17 protein-coding genes and 1 other annotated feature are annotated in these 17,399 nt (G+C 37.3%); of the genes, 10 read left to right on the forward strand and 7 right to left on the reverse strand.

Features of this window, described 5'->3' with window-relative positions; all coding sequences use genetic code 11:
* Positions 1-98 precede the first annotated feature (98 nt).
* Positions 99-313, forward strand: a binding site (T-box leader).
* Positions 314-380: 67 nt separating this feature from the next.
* Together proS and BR30_RS0122225 are read left to right on the forward strand one after the other, a co-directional pair.
* The gene (proS, locus tag BR30_RS0122215) at positions 381-1,820 is read left to right on the forward strand and encodes a proline--tRNA ligase (RefSeq protein ID WP_442852987.1); all 1,440 of its coding nucleotides are present in this window, start codon (positions 381-383) and stop codon (positions 1,818-1,820) included.
* Between the two features lie 341 nt (positions 1,821-2,161).
* A complete protein-coding gene (locus tag BR30_RS0122225) occupies positions 2,162-2,728 on the forward strand; it encodes a GNAT family N-acetyltransferase (RefSeq protein WP_026566916.1) in 567 nt (188 codons plus the stop codon).
* Between the two features lie 42 nt (positions 2,729-2,770).
* Here the strand turns inward: BR30_RS0122225 and BR30_RS0122230 are convergent, their stop codons facing one another.
* Complete coding sequence (locus tag BR30_RS0122230) at positions 2,771-3,358, reverse strand: YdcF family protein (protein WP_026566917.1); 588 nt, start codon at positions 3,356-3,358, stop codon at positions 2,771-2,773.
* Positions 3,359-3,514: 156 nt separating this feature from the next.
* On the opposite strand from BR30_RS0122230, the gene BR30_RS0122235 reads away from it, so the two are divergent.
* Positions 3,515-4,195 (forward strand): vWA domain-containing protein, encoded by a 681-nt coding sequence (locus BR30_RS0122235; RefSeq protein ID WP_026566918.1) that lies wholly within the window; start codon positions 3,515-3,517, stop codon positions 4,193-4,195.
* Between the two features lie 142 nt (positions 4,196-4,337).
* Here the strand turns inward: BR30_RS0122235 and BR30_RS0122240 are convergent, their stop codons facing one another.
* Positions 4,338-5,186 carry a DegV family protein gene (locus tag BR30_RS0122240; RefSeq protein ID WP_026566919.1) on the reverse strand — a complete coding sequence of 283 codons (849 nt, stop codon included), beginning with the start codon at positions 5,184-5,186 and terminating at the stop codon, positions 4,338-4,340.
* Positions 5,187-5,476: 290 nt separating this feature from the next.
* Here BR30_RS0122240 and hmpA point away from each other — a divergent pair, with 290 nt between their 5' ends.
* From hmpA to BR30_RS0122270, 6 genes are all read left to right on the forward strand, one after another.
* The gene (hmpA, locus tag BR30_RS0122245) at positions 5,477-6,691 is read left to right on the forward strand and encodes an NO-inducible flavohemoprotein (RefSeq protein ID WP_026566920.1); all 1,215 of its coding nucleotides are present in this window, start codon (positions 5,477-5,479) and stop codon (positions 6,689-6,691) included.
* 205 nt (positions 6,692-6,896) lie between these two features.
* Positions 6,897-7,484, forward strand: a complete 588-nt coding sequence (locus BR30_RS34275) for a DedA family protein (protein ID WP_155928768.1) — start codon at positions 6,897-6,899, stop codon at positions 7,482-7,484.
* 180 nt (positions 7,485-7,664) lie between these two features.
* Entirely contained in the window at positions 7,665-8,438 is a 774-nt protein-coding gene (locus BR30_RS0122255) for an SGNH/GDSL hydrolase family protein (protein ID WP_026566921.1), read from the forward strand.
* A 13-nt stretch (positions 8,439-8,451) separates the two neighbouring features.
* The gene (locus tag BR30_RS0122260; RefSeq protein WP_026566922.1) at positions 8,452-9,366 is read left to right on the forward strand and encodes an ABC transporter ATP-binding protein; all 915 of its coding nucleotides are present in this window, start codon (positions 8,452-8,454) and stop codon (positions 9,364-9,366) included.
* Positions 9,359-10,339, forward strand: a complete 981-nt coding sequence (locus BR30_RS0122265) for an ABC transporter permease (RefSeq protein WP_026566923.1) — start codon at positions 9,359-9,361, stop codon at positions 10,337-10,339. The genes BR30_RS0122260 and BR30_RS0122265 overlap by 8 nt, the downstream gene beginning before the upstream one ends.
* 82 nt (positions 10,340-10,421) lie before the next feature.
* Entirely contained in the window at positions 10,422-10,790 is a 369-nt protein-coding gene (locus BR30_RS0122270) for a VOC family protein (protein WP_026566924.1), read from the forward strand.
* A 168-nt stretch (positions 10,791-10,958) separates the two neighbouring features.
* Here BR30_RS0122270 and BR30_RS0122275 read toward each other — a convergent pair whose 3' ends face one another.
* Entirely contained in the window at positions 10,959-12,182 is a 1,224-nt protein-coding gene (locus tag BR30_RS0122275) for an NAD(P)/FAD-dependent oxidoreductase (RefSeq protein ID WP_026566925.1), read from the reverse strand.
* 263 nt (positions 12,183-12,445) lie between these two features.
* Here BR30_RS0122275 and BR30_RS0122280 point away from each other — a divergent pair, with 263 nt between their 5' ends.
* Positions 12,446-13,009, forward strand: coding sequence for a hypothetical protein (locus tag BR30_RS0122280; RefSeq protein WP_026566926.1), 564 nt, complete (start codon positions 12,446-12,448; stop codon positions 13,007-13,009).
* Between the two features lie 314 nt (positions 13,010-13,323).
* Here the strand turns inward: BR30_RS0122280 and BR30_RS0122290 are convergent, their stop codons facing one another.
* The 4 genes from BR30_RS0122290 to BR30_RS0122305 form a co-directional block, all read right to left on the reverse strand.
* Positions 13,324-13,539 carry a twin-arginine translocase TatA/TatE family subunit gene (locus BR30_RS0122290; RefSeq protein ID WP_026566927.1) on the reverse strand — a complete coding sequence of 72 codons (216 nt, stop codon included), beginning with the start codon at positions 13,537-13,539 and terminating at the stop codon, positions 13,324-13,326.
* A gap of 11 nt (positions 13,540-13,550) precedes the next feature.
* The gene (locus tag BR30_RS0122295) at positions 13,551-14,573 is read right to left on the reverse strand and encodes a M42 family metallopeptidase (protein WP_035446001.1); all 1,023 of its coding nucleotides are present in this window, start codon (positions 14,571-14,573) and stop codon (positions 13,551-13,553) included.
* 122 nt (positions 14,574-14,695) lie between these two features.
* On the reverse strand, positions 14,696-15,646 hold the full coding sequence (corA, locus tag BR30_RS0122300; RefSeq protein WP_026566929.1) for a magnesium/cobalt transporter CorA: 951 nt from the start codon (positions 15,644-15,646) through the stop codon (positions 14,696-14,698).
* Positions 15,647-15,838: 192 nt separating this feature from the next.
* The gene (locus BR30_RS0122305) at positions 15,839-16,987 is read right to left on the reverse strand and encodes a TIGR04053 family radical SAM/SPASM domain-containing protein (protein ID WP_026566930.1); all 1,149 of its coding nucleotides are present in this window, start codon (positions 16,985-16,987) and stop codon (positions 15,839-15,841) included.
* Positions 16,988-17,399: the final 412 nt, after the last annotated feature.

Raw genomic sequence — 17,399 nt, forward strand, 5'->3', positions numbered from 1 at the left:
TTGAAAGTAAATGGTATGGCAATTTGTTGAAATCAGAAAAATATTCCATAAAAAAATTGACTTTTTTCATTTTCAAATATATAATTTTTAAAAATACTATTGAAACTATGACGGGGATTAGTAAAGTGAAATGGTCTTACGAAGAGAGGAAACCATTGGTGTGAGGTTTCTTAAGACGGTCATTTGAACCTGCCACCTGAGTTCTGTATCGAATTTGAAGATACATGCGGATCATGTCCGTTATCAAGGAAAGTGTATAGAGCAATTTTGCTTTATGAATTTAGGGTGGTACCGCCAGGCCTTGGTCCCTTTTTAGGATCAAGGCCTTTTTGTGCAGAAAAGCGGAAGCGCCCATATCTTTATTTTAAAAAAACAATGAGGTGTCAAACATGGCAAAAGAATTTGTAAAAGATGTTACGGCAATGGACGATGATTTCGCCCAGTGGTATACGGATGTCGTTACTAAAGCTGATTTAATTGATTATTCAAGTGTGCGTGGTTCAATGATTATCCGCCCGTATGGCTATGCTTTATGGGATAATATAAAAAATGAGCTGGATCGACGAATTAAAGAAACGGGGCATGAAAATGTTTATATGCCTTTGTTTATTCCTGAGAGCTTGCTTCAAAAAGAAAAAGACCATGTCGAAGGTTTTGCCCCTGAAGTGGCATGGGTTACACATGGCGGGTCTGAACTACTCGCAGAACGACTAGTTGTTCGTCCTACTTCTGAGGTTCTATTCTGTGAGCATTATAGCAACATCATTCATTCTTACCGTGATCTGCCTAAACTCTATAACCAATGGGCAAACGTGGTTCGTTGGGAAAAAACAACTCGTCCGTTCCTTCGGACATTAGAGTTTTTATGGCAGGAAGGGCATACTGCACATGCGACTGACGAAGATGCAATGGAAGAAACCATTAAAATGCTAAACGTTTATGCCGCTATATGTGAAGAAATCCTTGCGATTCCGGTTGTAAAAGGACAAAAAACGGAAAAAGAAAAGTTTGCCGGTGCAAAAGCTACGTTTACCATTGAAAGCTTAATGCATGATGGTAAAGCATTACAGTCTGGTACTTCCCACCACTTTGGAACAGGTTTTGCTGAGGCCTTTAATATTCAGTACACGGACAAAGAAGGTAAGCTTCAGTATGTGCATCAAACCTCTTGGGGCTTTACAACAAGAATTATCGGTGCCTTAATCATGGTTCACGGTGACGACCGCGGTTTGGTAATACCTCCAAAAGCAGCACCAACTCAAGTGATGATTGTACCAATTGCGCAGCATAAAGAAGGCGTCCTTGATTTTGCTTATGATTTGAAAAATTCACTTGGTAAGGTTGCTCGTGTTGATATTGATGCCAGCGATAAAAAGCCAGGCTGGAAGTTCAATGAGTATGAAATGAAAGGTATTCCAGTCCGTCTTGAGGTTGGACCTAAGGATATCGAAAATAAGCAAGTGGTTCTAGTAAGACGTGATACCTTAGAAAAAGTGTTCGTTCCATTAGATCAATTAGAAACAAAGCTTGTTGAATTATTAGATGAAATTCAAACAAATCTTTATAATAAGGCTCTAAATCACCGTGAAGAAAGAACTTCAGTTGCTTTAACTTTAGGTGAGTTAAAAGAGTCACTTGAAGCTAAACCTGGTTTCATTAAGGCTATGTGGTGCGGCGAATTAGCATGTGAGGAAAAAATTAAAGAAGATACTGGGGCAACATCAAGATGTATCCCATTTGAGCAAGAACAAGTATCGGAAAAATGTGTCTGCTGTGGAAAAGATGCAGACAAGATGGTTTATTGGGCAAAAGCATACTAAAAATAGCAATATTGGGGCTCTTCCTTGTATGGGAAGAGTCTTTTTTATTTTTTATGGTGCTGAAATTTTAGACAATATTATGTTATGAGCGGATTTTGCGAGGTAATGGGCAAATTTGCTGGTTTATGAGCGGGTTTTTTTCGGCTTTTTATCATAGGATTTTTCAATCAGCGAATTTAATGGTTCTATCAGCGAATTTCTCCATTCTATCAGCGAATCTTTCTAATCAATCAGCGAATTTTCCCATCCAATCAGCGAATCCATTCCCAGGAGATTTTTTTCTGAAAAAGGAATTACAAAATCAGTAGAGAATACTTTATTTTTAGAAGGAGGGCAAGATTATGAAACCAATACTATTAGACTTTTCAGAAGAGTTTTACACTGAGAGATTACTTATACGCAAGCCTTTACCCGGAGATGGTAAAGCTGTCTACCAAGCCATGCAGGCATCCTTAACCGAACTAAAAGACTGGATGCCTTGGGCCCATCGCGAGCAGACAGAGGAAGATGTAGAAGCAAATATGCGTGAGGCACATGCCAAGTTTTTAACCCGTGAGGATTTGAGGTTACATTTATTTAATCGGGAAACAGGGGAGTTCATTGGTTCTTCAGGTTTACATAGAATTAACTGGAGTATACCAAAGTTTGAGATAGGCTACTGGATTGATTCGCGCCTTAGCGGTAAAGGGTATATTACCGAAGCCACCGAGGTGGTCACTAAATTTGCCTTTACCGAACTTAAAGCAAAGCGGGTGGAAATCCGCTGCGACTCCCAAAATATCAAAAGCCGGGCCATTCCTGAACGACTAGGATTTACCTTAGAGGGGATATTACAGAATGAAGGACTTTCTTCGGATGGTAAAGAATTACGAGATACATGTATTTATGCGAAAACAATCCAAGGTTAAAAAACAAGAGTACCGACCCCGGTACTCTGAATTTTTTACATATTAGTCAAGAATATATCTCTTTAAATAGAATTTTGTAATCGCTAAATATTCGCGTGAATATGATTTTGGCACGGCGATCCATGGAGTTTCTGCTGGGAGCCCTTTAACCTCTAAACCGTAGTCTCGAGCAATGGAGACAGCACGGTAGAGATGAAAATTATTTGTCACCACCAGACCATGCCTCTTCCCCTTAGGAATAAGCCTTTTTGAAAAATTAATATTTTCATAGGTATCAGTAGATTGATCTTCTAAAATAATCCGAGCCTCGCTTATGCCCTGGTCGAGCAGTTCTCTCCTGATCGATTCCGCTTCAGAAATATCTTCACCAGGTCCCTTTCCACCAGATGCGATGACAATTGTATCTTTGTTTTTCTTTAAATATTCCGCTGCAGCATTTATTCTACTCGCAAATGCCAAAGAAGGGACGGTACCTTTAACCCTAGCCCCGAGAACAATTAAATAGTCTGCATTTTTAGGAACTTCTTTATGACTATATTGACTAATTTTAAATTGTAAAAAACCAAAATAAATCAAACCTAAAGTAACAAGAACACTCGCCAATACAAACACTCTTTTCTTATGTGTCATCATTTCAAATCCATTTCATGTTATTTTTTAAATTTATTATATAAAATAAAAGATTAAAGTGGAGGAAAACTCTAACATTTTTTTGAAATAGAGTATAATAATAGAAGAATTAGTTACATTTAATGCCTACAACATTAAATAATGGAGGTTTTTAAAATGTCATCAATTAGTCTATTGAAAAAAACGGCAGGTATAGTTTTAGAAAAGAAAAAGCTAACGAAAGTTGTTTCTAGAGTTGGTTTAGTATTGGATATCTCAGGTTCTATGAGAAACTTATACAAAAATGGTACGGTTCAAAAAGTTGTGGAGCGTATTCTTGCGGTAGCAAGCCAATTTGATGATGATGGATTATTAGATATTTGGGTATATGATAATGAATTTTCTCGGTTGAAATCAGTTTCTGAAGGGGACTTTATCAACTATGTAGAAGAGTATATTTTAGCTAACGATTTAATACATAAGTTTGGAAGGAATGATGAACCGCCTGTTATGGAGGATGTCATTCAGAAATACACGGTAGAATCTCCGGCCAAAGAACCCGTTTTTATTGTTTTCATTAATGATGGTGGCTGTAAAAGAACAATAAAGAAACCAGTAGTTGAATCGTCAACAAAACCGATTTTTTGGCAATTTGTCGGAATCGGTGACTCCAACTTTGAAGTTTTAGAAAAGTTGGACACTATGGAAGGGCGTTTTATCGATAATGCTAACTTTTTTCACATTAAAGATATCGAAAAAACCACGGATGAGGAATTGTATAATCAGTTACTAAATGAATTCCCATCTTGGTTAAATGAAGCCAAAGCTAAAGGGATTTTACCGGGCGGGAAAAATTAAAAAAATTAGGTAAGCATTAATTGTTCCCGCAATCATCTATTTTTCGATGGTAAGGGCACAAATAACATCAAACCTTCAACATGTGAAATCTCTGCCAACCAAATGATAGAAAAAGGACTGAATTCATCAGTCCTTTCCAACATTATTCGCAAACCCACGAAAGTCCAAGTGTTCCAACCCCCGTATGCACTCCCGCAACTGTAATCAACATCATTTTTTCCGTTTCAATCTCCGGGAATGTTTCGTTGACTAATTTCTCTAACGCAGTAGCTCGTTCGATATCGTTAGCATGAACAATAGCTGCCTTCCTAACAGTTTTTGTTTCCAAATCGGTTTTTAAATGATTAATTAACCATGCGATTGCTTTCTTTTCAGTTCGAACTTTATCTTTTATCTTAGCGCTTCCATCTTCAATTGCTAAAATTGGTTTGATGTTAAATAGAGAGGCTAGAATTGCTTGTCCGCCAGATACTCTGCCGCTTTTTTTGAGTTGGTCCAAATTTGAGGGGACCAAATATAATCGGGTGTGGTCGCGTAATCCATTTAGTTTGGCGGTCACTTCGCTGATATCATGTCCTTGTTCTACTAGCTCGATCCCTTTTTTTATTAAAAATGAGAGAGGGTAGGAGCCAGTCAAGGAATCAATAGGTACCAATTTGAAATCAGCCATTTCCGCTGCCATCACAGAGGTTTGAAATGTTCCGGACAGTAAGCTGGAGGCATGAATAGCGATTCCAAAATCATAGTTTTCCTTTAATTTTGTAAAAAGATTCACAAAATCACCAAGACCTGGCTGAGATGTTTGAAATTTCGAATCTTCCTTTTTCATTCGCTCGTAAAACTCTTTTTGAGTAATATCTATTGTTTCCTTGTAGGACTCTTGGTTAATGATAATATTTAGTGGAACAACGTGAATATTATTTTCCTCGATAAATTCATTGCTGAGAGAAGCCGTGGTGTCAGTGATCCACGCAATTTTTGCTTTGTTCATCTAATTCCTCTTCCTCCAGTGAAAATCTCTTATTTAAGTATCCCTTACCTCAATCGTTTTGGGTAAATATTAATGGAATTATTCTGTATTCTGAAAACTAGGTTTAACATTACAAGATGAAATATTAGACGACAAGTTATATATGTCATGTTAAAAAGTTAACACTTTGTGACAAAAATATATAGTTCAAATTATTCAAATATAGGAAACTGTGATTTAAATCACTTAGTACACGTGTGAAATTTCATATAATCACTATGGAAATAGTAATTACATAGGGAGTGTTATTCATGTTGGAACAAAAAACAATTGAAATAATTAAATCTACTGTACCAGTATTAGAAAAACATGGTGAAGCCATTACCACTCGGTTTTACCAATTGATGTTTGGTAACCATCCTGAATTATTAAATATCTTTAATCATGCCAATCAAAAACAAGGTAGACAACAAAAAGCATTAGCCGGAACAGTTTATGCCGCTGCCATGTATATTGATAATCTGGAAGCCATTCTTCCGGTTGTAAAACAAATTGCCGAAAAGCATAGAAGCCTTGGAATTTTGCCGGAGCATTATCCGATTGTTGGTAAACATCTTTTGCTTGCGATAAAGGATGTGCTAGGTGATGCTGCAACTGACGACATTATCGATGCATGGGCAGAAGCGTATAATGTCATTGCTGATGCATTTATCAGTATTGAGGCAGAATTATATGATGAAACAGAAAATCAGCAAGGAGGCTGGAGCGGCTTCCGCAACTTTATTGTTGACCGCAAAGTAGTTGAAAGTGACGTGATTACATCATTTTACTTAAAGCCTGAAAATAATAAGGCAATTGCTCATTTTACACCTGGTCAATATATAAGTATCAAATTAGAAATTGCTGGTGAGAAATTTACTCATATTCGTCAATACAGTCTATCAGATGCTCCAGGTAAGGGTTATTACCGAATCAGTGTGAAACGAGAAGCGGGTACTGAAAATCCAGATGGTATGGTGTCCAACTATTTACATGATGGTGTGAATCAAGGTGATATTTTAAAAGTTAGTGCTCCTGCAGGCGATTTTGTCTTAAATACTGAGAAAAATACTCCTGTCGTGTTACTTAGTGGCGGTGTTGGTTTAACACCAATGATGAGTATGTTAAAGACAGTTGTCGAGGTTCAACCAGAACGGAAGGTCACTTTTGTTCATGCCGCTGCAAATGGGAATGTCCATGCTTTAAGAGATGAAGTAGAGGAATTATCGAAATTAGACAACTTCAATTCTTATTTCTTCTATGATTCACCTACAGAAGAGGACCGCGAAAATAATCGATTTGATGTAGAAGGATATGTAACTCGCGATTGGCTGCAAGAAAAAGTCAATGCAAAGGATGCAGATTTTTATTTCTGTGGACCTGTTCCATTTATGAAAGCAATTAACCGTTCATTAAAGGAAATGGGTGTAACCGAAGATCGAATTCACTTTGAATTTTTTGGACCGATGGGAAATCTAGAAGAATAGTAATGAAAAAAAGCTGATTTCTGCTGGAAATCGGCTTTTTTTATTGTTTTTGCAAACACTTTTTCTTAAATTCCAATGTATTCATGGAAAGCGATACTAGATTAGAGAAGAATGGATAAAATACCTGTATTGATTAATGACTATTAACTGAAATAAATCCAAAAGGAGAAAGGAGCTTTCATCATTGCATTTTTTAACCACAATTATGAACGAGTATGGATACCTTGTCCTTTTTCTTTCAATCGCGCTAGGAATATTTGCGCTTCCAATCCCGATGGAAGCAGTGTTAACGTATGCAGGTTTTCTATCCTTTCTTGAACAACTCAATTGGTTTGGTAGTATTCTCTCCTCGGCATTAGGATGTACCTTAGGTATGCTGCTCTCCTATTTGGTGGGATTTAAACTCGGTATGCAATTTTTTGAAAAGCATGGCAAGCGACTTCATATAGAGTCAGAGCGTTTAGATGCCATTTCAAATTGGATGAGAAAATATGGAAATAAACTGTTAATCATCTCATTATTCATCCCCGTATTTAGACATTTCATCGGCTATTTTTCAGGAATCACTCGTGTTCCAATTAAGGTTTATACTTTATATACGGGAATCGGATCGACCCTTTGGGTTTCGAGTTTTATTTTTATAGGTAAAATCCTCGGACCTCAATGGGATATATTTTTTGAAGCCATCAAGAGATACGTGATTCTAACAAGTATCGTCCTTTTTATTCTAATTGGAGTCGTATATTTGTTTAGGAAAATTAGGAATGTAGTTATGGAAACGGGAACCAAATAAATGAACAAAACAAAGGAATTCTCTTTGAGGTTCCTTTATTTTTATTGTGTAAGTAATTATTAATGTTAACGATTATCAACACTTTGGAATTTTTCAGCAATTACAAGTATAGAAAGTTTGATTCATATCGCAACTATGATTAAATGAAAGATATAAATGGCCAGAAAGGAAGTTATTTGCATGAATAAGAATGTCATTCGTTCGATCACGGGCATAGCTGTGCTGTTTTGCCTCCTCTGGCTGGTCGGGCTTGGCTGGGCAGTTGGCGAGTATTATGCGGGAAAACCGGAGAAGGTTCCGGAAGTAAAGACCGTTTCCAAGGTAGAAAATAAAAAAGGATTAACCATCGTGGCCCTAGGTGATTCCTTAACTCGAGGGACTGGTGATGAGACTGGAAAGGGGTATGTCGGTGTCTTGGTCGATGAAATCAAGGGAAAAACAAAACGTCCAGTTCAACTTACCAATCTCGGCATTAATGGCCAAAGGTCTGATTCTCTAAGGCAACAAATCCAGCAAACGGAAGTCGGCCGCCAAATTCAAAAAGCAGATATGGTGCTGGTAACGATTGGCGGGAACGACTTATTCCGTGGGGGCCAAGCATTAATGGATTTTGAAACAGAAGACATTGCTACCATTGAAAAGAAATACTTGGGCAATTTAAAATTTGTTTTAAAACAAATACGTAAAAACAACCCAAATGCTAATGTGTTTTTCATTGGATTGTATAATCCGTTTATTGATTTAGATCAGGGAAAAGAAATGTCAAAGGTGGTACGTCAATGGAATTATGACAGTGCTGAAGTTAGTGCTTCTTTTCCAAAGATTGTATTTGTTCCTACCTTCGACTTGTTTGAGTTAAAGGTAAATGATTATTTATATTCAGACAAGTTTCATCCAAACTCAAAAGGGTATCGTTTAATTGCCGAACGAGTTGCCTCACTGCTCACCTGGTAAGGAGGGGAAATCGATGGAGAAAAAAATTACATTAGCAGTTAAAGATTTAAAAAAGGTGATTGGAAAAAAGGAAATCATTAAAGGATTGACTTTTGATCTACGAGAAGGAGAGGTATTTGGTTTTTTAGGACCAAATGGAGCAGGAAAAACAACAACCATCCGCATGCTTGTCGGATTAATCAAACCTACATCTGGCAGCATTCATATTTGTGGCTCTAATATTGAAGGGGATTTTCAGGAAGCAATGACCAACCTCGGCTGTATTGTGGAAAACCCAGAATTATATCCCTATTTGTCTGGCTATAATAATCTTCTTCATTTTGCCAGAATGATCGAAGGGATTGGAGAAGAACGGATTAAAGAAGTTACCGAACTTGTAGGGTTAACAGAGAGAATTCATGATAAAGTAAAAACCTATTCCTTAGGGATGCGACAACGTCTTGGTATTGCTCAAGCATTATTGGGTAAGCCAAAAGTGTTGATCCTTGATGAGCCGACCAACGGCTTGGATCCGGCAGGAATTCGGGAAATGCGCCAATTTATTCGTTATCTTGCAGAGGAAGAAGGTTTAAGTGTTTTAGTTTCAAGCCATCTTTTAAGTGAAATCCAACTTTTATGTGATCGAGTCGCAATCATTTCCAAAGGGACAATCATCCGAACGGATACGGTCCAACAATTGCTTTCCAATCGTGAACGAGTGATTTGGCATATACAACCACTTGATGGGGGAAGGGAAGTATTACGTTCTCTAACAAATATTGAAGAAACAGATGATGGTACTATTTTGACGGAATTTAATGAACAAAAGATTCCTCTATGGAATAAACAATTGGTTGAAGCCGGTGTTTCCGTGATAGAAATGAATCGAAAAATGCCAGTACTGGAAGATTTATTCCTCGAACTAACCGGGGGTGACATGATTGAATAAATTAATTCAGAATGAAATGATGAAACTGATTGCCAAGAAACGGCTCATTGTTATTGCTATCATTATTGGCGTTCTTGTCATGTTATTTACATATGCACAATATAAACAAGTCCAAACACAACGTGAAAAACTAGGAACCAGTGATTGGCGAACAATATTACAACAGCAGATAGTTGATACGACGAATCGTTTAAGCAGCAGTCGAATTACAGATGAATGGAAAAAACAGTTGCAAATCTCTCTCCAGCAGCAACAATATTATCTCGACCATGATATCAATCCATCTGAGCCAGGTGCCCCAACGTTTATGAGAATCTTCCTGGAAAACTCGATTGATCTGTTTATTCCTTTAATGGTTATGGTTATAGCCAGTGATTTGGTCTCGTCTGAACATAGCTTAGGATCGATCAAGCTACTGTTGACAAGGCCCGTCAAGAGGTGGAAGGTGCTCTTGAGTAAATATTTTACCCTGTGTTTAGCCATTTCCTTAATTATTGCGATTGCAGGGATTCTTTCCTATTTAATATCCGGTCTGGTCTTTGGTTACAAGGGGTGGGGGGCACCAATCTTGACTGGATTTAATGTGACTGAGACAGGATTAAATACGTCAGAAGTCAAATTGATGGGTCAGTGGAAATTTTTGTTAATGGACTTTGGACTAGTCTGGTTTGTATCCATTGTTGTTGGTACGCTTTCCTTTATGCTGTCAGTATTGATTCGTAGTACCGCAGCTGGAATGGGTGTGATGCTTGCCTCATTAATCTCAGGAGCAATCTTAACAAACATGGTGTCCTCGTGGGAATCCGCCAAGTACTTTTTTATGGTCAATTTGCGGTTAACTGATTATATGAAAGGAACAGCACCACCGATAGAAGGAATGAACCTATCTTTCTCCATCCAAGTCCTCTTCGCTTGGTGGGCAGTAGCAATATTCGTTTCATTCTTTGTCTTTACCAAAAGAGATGTATATTAAAATGATGAAATTTCGAACTTGAAAGAAAATTATAAAATTAATAAAATATGAGAGAGGAGAATTGTCAAACGGAGGAGTGTCTATGTCATTTGCAATAAAAAGGATCGATCATATCCAACTTGCTGCCCCTAAGGGGTGTGAAGAAGCCGCAAGGGAATTTTTTGGTGGAATACTAGGGTTAATTGAAGTGGAAAAGCCTGCAGAATTAAAGAAACGAGGCGGTGCTTGGTTCGAATTTGGGACTTTTCAACTTCACATCGGAGTAGAAGAACCGTTTTCACCAGCGAAAAAAGCACATCCTGCCTTAATTGTAGAAAATATCGAAGAATTAAAAGTTCATCTACGTGAAAAGGGTGTTACATTTACAGAAGACGATTTACTTCCAGGGGCGAACAGAATTCACCTCCATGACCCCTTCGGTAATCGTCTTGAGATCTTAGAATGGGATTAGGAAAGGCCTTTAAATAATAAAAAACAGCCCCCTCCAAACTATGGAATGGGGCTGTTTGCCTTGAATTGGGGGATTGAAGGCATAATTACATAGGGATATTCTATTCAAATTCCAGAAAGGGGGGACCTTCTGGAAGGGAAACAAGCATAAAGTAATATCAATTATAAATTATTGTTTCGCAGTAATTTTCACAGGTTCACTGCTTACTCCAAAGTGCTGTTTTATGATTAATGAAGGACCGCCAAGATTAAACAGATAACGGGCTTCAATGACTAGTTTCATAAATGCTCCTATTAAACCAGATAAACTTACATTCCCTACTTTGCCGACTCCGGCAGATAGTCCAATCGAAGCAACAGAGCCTTTGTGATGATATTCAAAAGCAGATAAAGATTCACCACGCAGGGAGGCAACGATGTTTTTGGCGCATACTGGTGCTTGTTGCAAAGCCACTTGTGCAGTAGGTGCCAAGGCGGTGTTATCATCCTTCATGAATAATGAGCAGTCACCAATACTAAAAACATTATTCGTGTTCTTCACACGGAGAAATGGGTCGACAGCGAGTTTGCCTTTTTCAATTGGTAACCCCCATTTATGAACAATGGTGTTACCTTGTACGCCGCAGGACCATACTAATGTTTTGGTTGGGACTTCGAGTTCATTTTCAAGGATTACTTTATCAGGTGTACATCCAAGGATTTTTGTTGATGTAATCAACTTAATTTTTAGCTTTTCTAAGACTTCTGTCGTATATTGGACAGATTGCTTTGGAAAAAAAGGAATAACAGACGGAGCTGCCTCAATACCGATAATTTTTACTTTCTCAAATGGAACATTGTGTTCCTTACATAGTTTAGGTAAACCATCAGCCAGTTCTCCAAGCAATTCGATTCCTGTAAAGCCTCCACCCGCAACCACAAAAGTTAAACGGGAAGGGTCCAGATCTTCCTTATAAAGGTTGAGCTGTTTGATGATATGATGATAAATCGCTTTAGAGCTCCTGAAACTGCGAATTTCAAAAGCATGCTCTTTAATGCCGGGAATGCCAAACGTTTGCCCTTCAAATCCTAATGCTATTAATAAATAGTCATATTTGACTGTTTCTCCGCCTTCAAGGTGTACTTTTTGGTTCGAAGTATCAACATTGGTTACAGTAGCTTTTAAAAAGTGAGTTTTGCTGAGGTCGATTAGTGCGGGTATAGACATAGCAATTTGACGATCTGAAGCAGTGCCAACACCTGTTTTATGAAGCTGTGTTGTAATATAATGATACCCGTGTTTATTAATTAACGTAACATCTGCTTCACCAGATTTAAGTAGTTTCTCTAATTTCTTGCTTGTGATGATGCCACCGTATCCTCCACCTAGGATCACTATTTTTGGTTTGTTCATAACTTCCCACTCCTAACTTCTCTCTATAATTTATTGTGAATAATTTCACATATGTATTTTAAAAAAATAAAACTGCAAGTTTTAATAAAAATTGTGAAATGTTTCACAAATATTCTATTCATAGAATAATCTACTTAAAATAATTTCTCAAGAGCTTCTTTACTAAAAATTTGTCAAATTGGTAAATTTTTTTTCGATTATTGGGAATGATAATTTCGTACCAGAGATGAATGTACTAAATACCTATGTGGAAGGAGATACTTATGAAGTTTAAATTGTTACTTTTATCATTAGGCTTATTAATGGCAGTGCCTGGAATGGCAGCTGCTGCCCCAGCCACACCAGATACCTCCAATGGCGAACAGAGGGAAAAAGCCCCTTGTAATTGTGGAGAGAACGGGCATCACCAAATGAACCATAGAGATTGGCAAGCAAAGATGGAAGAAAGACAGAAAATGCTTCTTTCTTGGGTAGATCAGTATACACCAGAGAAAAAAGCAGAATGGACGGCAGTCCTTGCTGAGAAGAAAACACTAAGGAACCAATGGATGAGTCCTGAGAATGCAGCCAAACGTGAGCAATGGAAAAAAGAAAAAATGGGAAAAATTGTAGAACTAAAAAAACAATTGGATGCTGGAAAGATAACAAAAGAAGAATTTTTTAAACAAGCACATGGCGGAAAAGAAATGTCCCATTGGAAAACGTTCCATGAACTAAAGATGGCAGTTGAAAAGAAGGATAACAAACAAGCAGCATTACTTCTAAATCAATTGTTAGCACAAAGTAAACAACATAATGAAAAAATCAAGGAATTATTAAAAAAGTAATAAGAATCAGTCAAAAAACTAATTCAAGCAGAATTAGTTTTTTATTTTTTTCTCATTGGGAACAGATTGTAAATAATTTCAGTTGCTAAAATGGATTAATAAAGGGAACATTTAAGAATGACAATCAATGAGGAGGTTTAAAATGAAAAGAAAAAATTTAATGATGACTACCGTTGCACTTGGCGCAGCATATTTATTCCGAAATCCAAAATCCAGGAAAAAATTAATGAATCAAGTTCAATCGTTTACTAAAAAATAATATCAAAAAACATCCCCATCAAGTGATTGAAGGGGATGTTTTCTGGAGTTAAGGTTTACTTCTTTAAATTAACTGTACCTTGTTGAGATTCTTTGATATCTTCTTTAATTTCTTCCCTTATATCATCCGCAATTCCATCAGTGGCTTTTTTAAATTCACGAATTGAACGGCCAAAGGCACGGCCAATTTCAGGGAGTTTGTTTGGACCAAAAATGACTAAAGCAACGATTAATATCAAAATTAATCCTGGTACACCAATATTAGAAAACATATTTTCATCTCCTACTGGATTAAATCCGCCTGCACGTAATGATACAGTAGTTTTGAAGTATTTTCAATGGAAGTTTCATGTGTTCTCTCGAACGCATGAGAAGAATCGATTCCAGGCCCGATTAAGCCATGGACGATATCATGACCAGAGCGGATTGCAGCAGAAGCATCTGAACCATAGAAAGGATATATATCCAATTTATAATCGATGTTGTTTTCCTCGGCAAGTCGCACTAAATTCTTTCTCAATTCAAAATGATATGGTCCACTTGCATCCTTCACACAAATAGAAACAGTGTATTCATCCGTTGATTGTCCGTCGCCCATTGCCCCCATATCGACTGCTAAATATTCCACAGTTTCGGGAGTAATATTTGAGTTTCCCCCATAACCGATTTCTTCATTGTTAGAAATTAGGAAATGAGTTGTATGGGGGAGGGTGATATTTTCTAACTTAATTTGTTTTATTAATTGAAGTAGGATAGCCACACTTGCTTTATCATCTAAATGGCGCGACTTAATATAGCCACTTGGTGTGATTTCCACACGAGGGTCAAATGAAACAAAATCACCCACTTCAATTCCAAGTGCACGAACTTCTTCGGCATTATGTACCTTTTCATCGATTCTAATTTCAATATTATCCTGATTGCGCTCAGCTTTCCCCGCATCTTTATAAACATGGACAGAAGTTTGGTGCATTAAAATGGTTCCGGTGATTTTTTTTCCGCTGCTTGTTTCAATTTGACAATATTCGCCTTCAATGGAGTTATACTTAAATCCGCCAATTAGATCAATCTTTAAGCGTCCATTTGATTTTACTTCCTTTACCATCGCACCAAGTGTATCCACATGTGCTGTCAGCATCCGATGTTTACTTGAATCCTCTCCTGAAATTGTCGCGATTAGCCCGCCTTTACGGTTTCTATATGTTTGAATTTGTAATTCGGCCAGGTATTTTTCAACATAGGTAATGACTTCATTTGTATTTCCAGAGGGGCTTGGAATGGATACTAAATCAGCTATTAATTTCATTGTATCTTTAGTTTTTGTATTTACCACAGCAACTGCTCCTTTCTAAATAACCCTAGCTACTATTATACATAATAATGACATTTAAGTGTTTATTCGCAATTATGGTCAACTATTTAAAACCTTTATTTAAACCAACCTTTCTTCTTAAACCAAAGAGACATGCCCATCGCAACTAAAACCATTAGAATCAGCGAGAAAAAAAAACCATATTTCGATGATAATCCAGGCATATAGCCGAAATTCATCCCATACAATCCAGCGATAAATGAGAGCGGCATAAAAATCGTGGTAATCACGGTTAAAACCTTCATGACATGATTGGTTTGATGGGAGTTGAGTGAAATATAGCTGTCGCGGATGTCCGTGGTTAATTCACGGTTTGCCTCAATCATTTCTGTTAATTTCAGTAAATGGTCATGAATATCAGAATAGTATTCCCTTTTCCCCTGAATGGAAGTAAGTCGCTGTGAATTTAGGACTCTGTATATAAGATCGCGCATCGGTGAAATGGTGTGCCTCAATGATAGTAGATGGTGCCTTGTATCAAATAAATCCTCCAGCAATGCCTCCATGGATCTTCCTCTAGAATTCTCGTCAATTTCAGTTAATCGTTCTTCGATTTTAAAGACTTGCGGGAAATAACTATCAACCATTTTATCAAGTACAAGGTATAAAACATGTGTTGGCTCCCACTTTTCAATGTTAGTCGACTCAGTAAATCGTTTCCATACCGCTTCGATTTCAGTTGAAGGGTTAAGGTGAAAGGAAACGATATAGTTTTCACTTAGGAAAAAATCAATCTCGTCTCTTTTGAGTGTTTGGTGATTTAGAGACTGTGTAATAAAAAAAGTGTGGTCCTCATAATAATCCAACTTAGGTCTTTGTAAGTGATTAATACAATCCTCGATCGCCAATGGATGAAAATGAAAAGGATCTCGTAGATATTCGATTTCCTCATCCGTTGGTAGATGAAAATCAATCCAATACCATTTATATTCCCCTCTAAGCAAATCAACGATTGCTACATCTTTAACCAATTCATAATTTTCATTTACAGCAATTGTCTTAATCATAATAACTCCTTAAATTGACTGACCATCTTCTTTTATAGGATGGTATAGTTTAGGAATAAAATACCATCTAGTGAGGAATTTATAAAGAAAGAAGTTGTTGAGAGGTAAAAAAAATAAACATTGAGGATAAGGGGTCAAATGAATAAAAAAGAGGTATTCAAAGAAGAATGCCTCTTAATAAATCTAAAAATATTACACACTAGGTGAAGTTTCTTTATTCCGCATCGCTTGTGGTATGTAAACACAGAACGGTTCACTTTCCATATAGTCTCCTGTAACTGCATAGGTACGCGAACGAGAGCCGCCGCACATTTTGTTATATTCACAGACGCCGCATTTTCCTTTGTAGTTATCAGGCTGGCGTAGTTCTTTAAACACTTTTGCTTCACGGTAAATTTCAGCGAGCGGGGTATCACGGACGTTTCCACCGACGATTGGGAGTAAGCCACTTGGCATTACATCACCAATATGCGAGACAAATGCAAAGCCGTTGCCATCATTTACACCTTTTGGTGCCCGCTTTAAACCATCATGCATAGAAGCAAAATCAGTAGTAATGGAATCTTCGTAATGAATTTCACCTTTTTCAATCAATTGTTCGCGTGTTTTTTGCTGCAAAACAACTCTGCGGTAATGCTGGGCTGCCGTTGTTTTGATATCATATGGAGCAGTTTTGCTCAATTCATATAACCAACGGAACACTTTTTCATGTTCAGCGGGGGAGATACAAGCGTCCATTTGTCCTCTGCCTGTTGGAACAAGTAAAAAGATATACCACATTACAGCACCCAGTTCGCTGACAAGCTTTGCCATTTGTTCAAGCGAATCATAATTATAACGTGAGATGACAGTATTTATTTGCAGCGGCATATCTAATTCGTTTAGATATTTTATTTTTTCAACGGTAAGATCAAATGATCCGGGAGTCCCGCGGAAATGGTCATGAATTTCTGGAGTTGGACCATCTAAGCTAAAGCCCCAGCGAGAAAGTCCGACGTCCTTGAACATTTTCATTTTTTCTTTGGTAACATTAGCAGTAGCACTTGGTGTCATCGAAACACGCATACCTTTTTTGATCGCATAATCAGCAAGCTCATAAAGGTCTTCTCTCATCATACAATCCCCGCCAGTAAATACGAGCATCGGATTATCCATTTCATAGATTTGATCAATTAAATTAATTCCTTCAGCATGTGTTAGTTCACGTGGGTCTGGAGTAAGCTGGGCATCAGCACGGCAGTGAACACACTTAAGCTGACAGGCTCTAGTTACTTCCCAAATGACAATAAATGGATTCTTGTCATAATCTATTACATTTCTCATTCCATGAGGATGCCCCATAGCATGAGGATGTCCTTTTCCAATTCCTTGTCCTTGCATCATCATCACCCAAATCATTATGATTTATAAAACTATAAAGATTGTTTCTATAGGTTTATTATAGGTTTAACAGACTAGAGTGCATGGTAGGATTGTTACAATATTTCTACATTACTTGTGTGAATTATTTGATTTCTGCAAAAATCAAAAACATCCTTTCTATTACATTTATGTTACAAAAATATTAATAAATAAATTAGGAACCCCTAGCAAGACAGATTGATAGAGGATTTAGGGATAATTTTTTTGAAATATTTGCGGTTATCTTTGTTAATACTGTTATTTTTTTACTAGTAAGCCATATCTTTGGGGATTCAACCAACCATTCACAGTCGTTTATGATGTAAGTACATAAACGAAATTGAAAGGGTGC

The sequence above is a fragment of the Bacillus sp. UNC41MFS5 genome, assembly GCF_000686805.1.

What these genes read in the sequence shown, in the direction of transcription:
- BR30_RS0122225 (WP_026566916.1), top strand. Translation starts at nt 2,162, where the DNA reads ATGAAACCAATACTATTAGACTTTTCAGAAGAGTTTTACACTGAGAGA.
- BR30_RS0122230 (WP_026566917.1), bottom strand. Translation starts at nt 3,358, where the DNA reads ATGACACATAAGAAAAGAGTGTTTGTATTGGCGAGTGTTCTTGTTACT.
- BR30_RS0122235 (WP_026566918.1), top strand. Translation starts at nt 3,515, where the DNA reads ATGTCATCAATTAGTCTATTGAAAAAAACGGCAGGTATAGTTTTAGAA.
- BR30_RS0122240 (WP_026566919.1), bottom strand. Translation starts at nt 5,186, where the DNA reads ATGAACAAAGCAAAAATTGCGTGGATCACTGACACCACGGCTTCTCTC.
- hmpA (WP_026566920.1), top strand. Translation starts at nt 5,477, where the DNA reads ATGTTGGAACAAAAAACAATTGAAATAATTAAATCTACTGTACCAGTA.
- BR30_RS34275 (WP_155928768.1), top strand. Translation starts at nt 6,897, where the DNA reads ATGAACGAGTATGGATACCTTGTCCTTTTTCTTTCAATCGCGCTAGGA.
- BR30_RS0122255 (WP_026566921.1), top strand. Translation starts at nt 7,665, where the DNA reads ATGAATAAGAATGTCATTCGTTCGATCACGGGCATAGCTGTGCTGTTT.
- BR30_RS0122260 (WP_026566922.1), top strand. Translation starts at nt 8,452, where the DNA reads ATGGAGAAAAAAATTACATTAGCAGTTAAAGATTTAAAAAAGGTGATT.
- BR30_RS0122270 (WP_026566924.1), top strand. Translation starts at nt 10,422, where the DNA reads ATGTCATTTGCAATAAAAAGGATCGATCATATCCAACTTGCTGCCCCT.
- BR30_RS0122275 (WP_026566925.1), bottom strand. Translation starts at nt 12,182, where the DNA reads ATGAACAAACCAAAAATAGTGATCCTAGGTGGAGGATACGGTGGCATC.
- BR30_RS0122280 (WP_026566926.1), top strand. Translation starts at nt 12,446, where the DNA reads ATGAAGTTTAAATTGTTACTTTTATCATTAGGCTTATTAATGGCAGTG.
- BR30_RS0122290 (WP_026566927.1), bottom strand. Translation starts at nt 13,539, where the DNA reads ATGTTTTCTAATATTGGTGTACCAGGATTAATTTTGATATTAATCGTT.
- BR30_RS0122295 (WP_035446001.1), bottom strand. Translation starts at nt 14,573, where the DNA reads ATGAAATTAATAGCTGATTTAGTATCCATTCCAAGCCCCTCTGGAAAT.
- corA (WP_026566929.1), bottom strand. Translation starts at nt 15,646, where the DNA reads ATGATTAAGACAATTGCTGTAAATGAAAATTATGAATTGGTTAAAGAT.
- BR30_RS0122305 (WP_026566930.1), bottom strand. Translation starts at nt 16,987, where the DNA reads ATGGGGCATCCTCATGGAATGAGAAATGTAATAGATTATGACAAGAAT.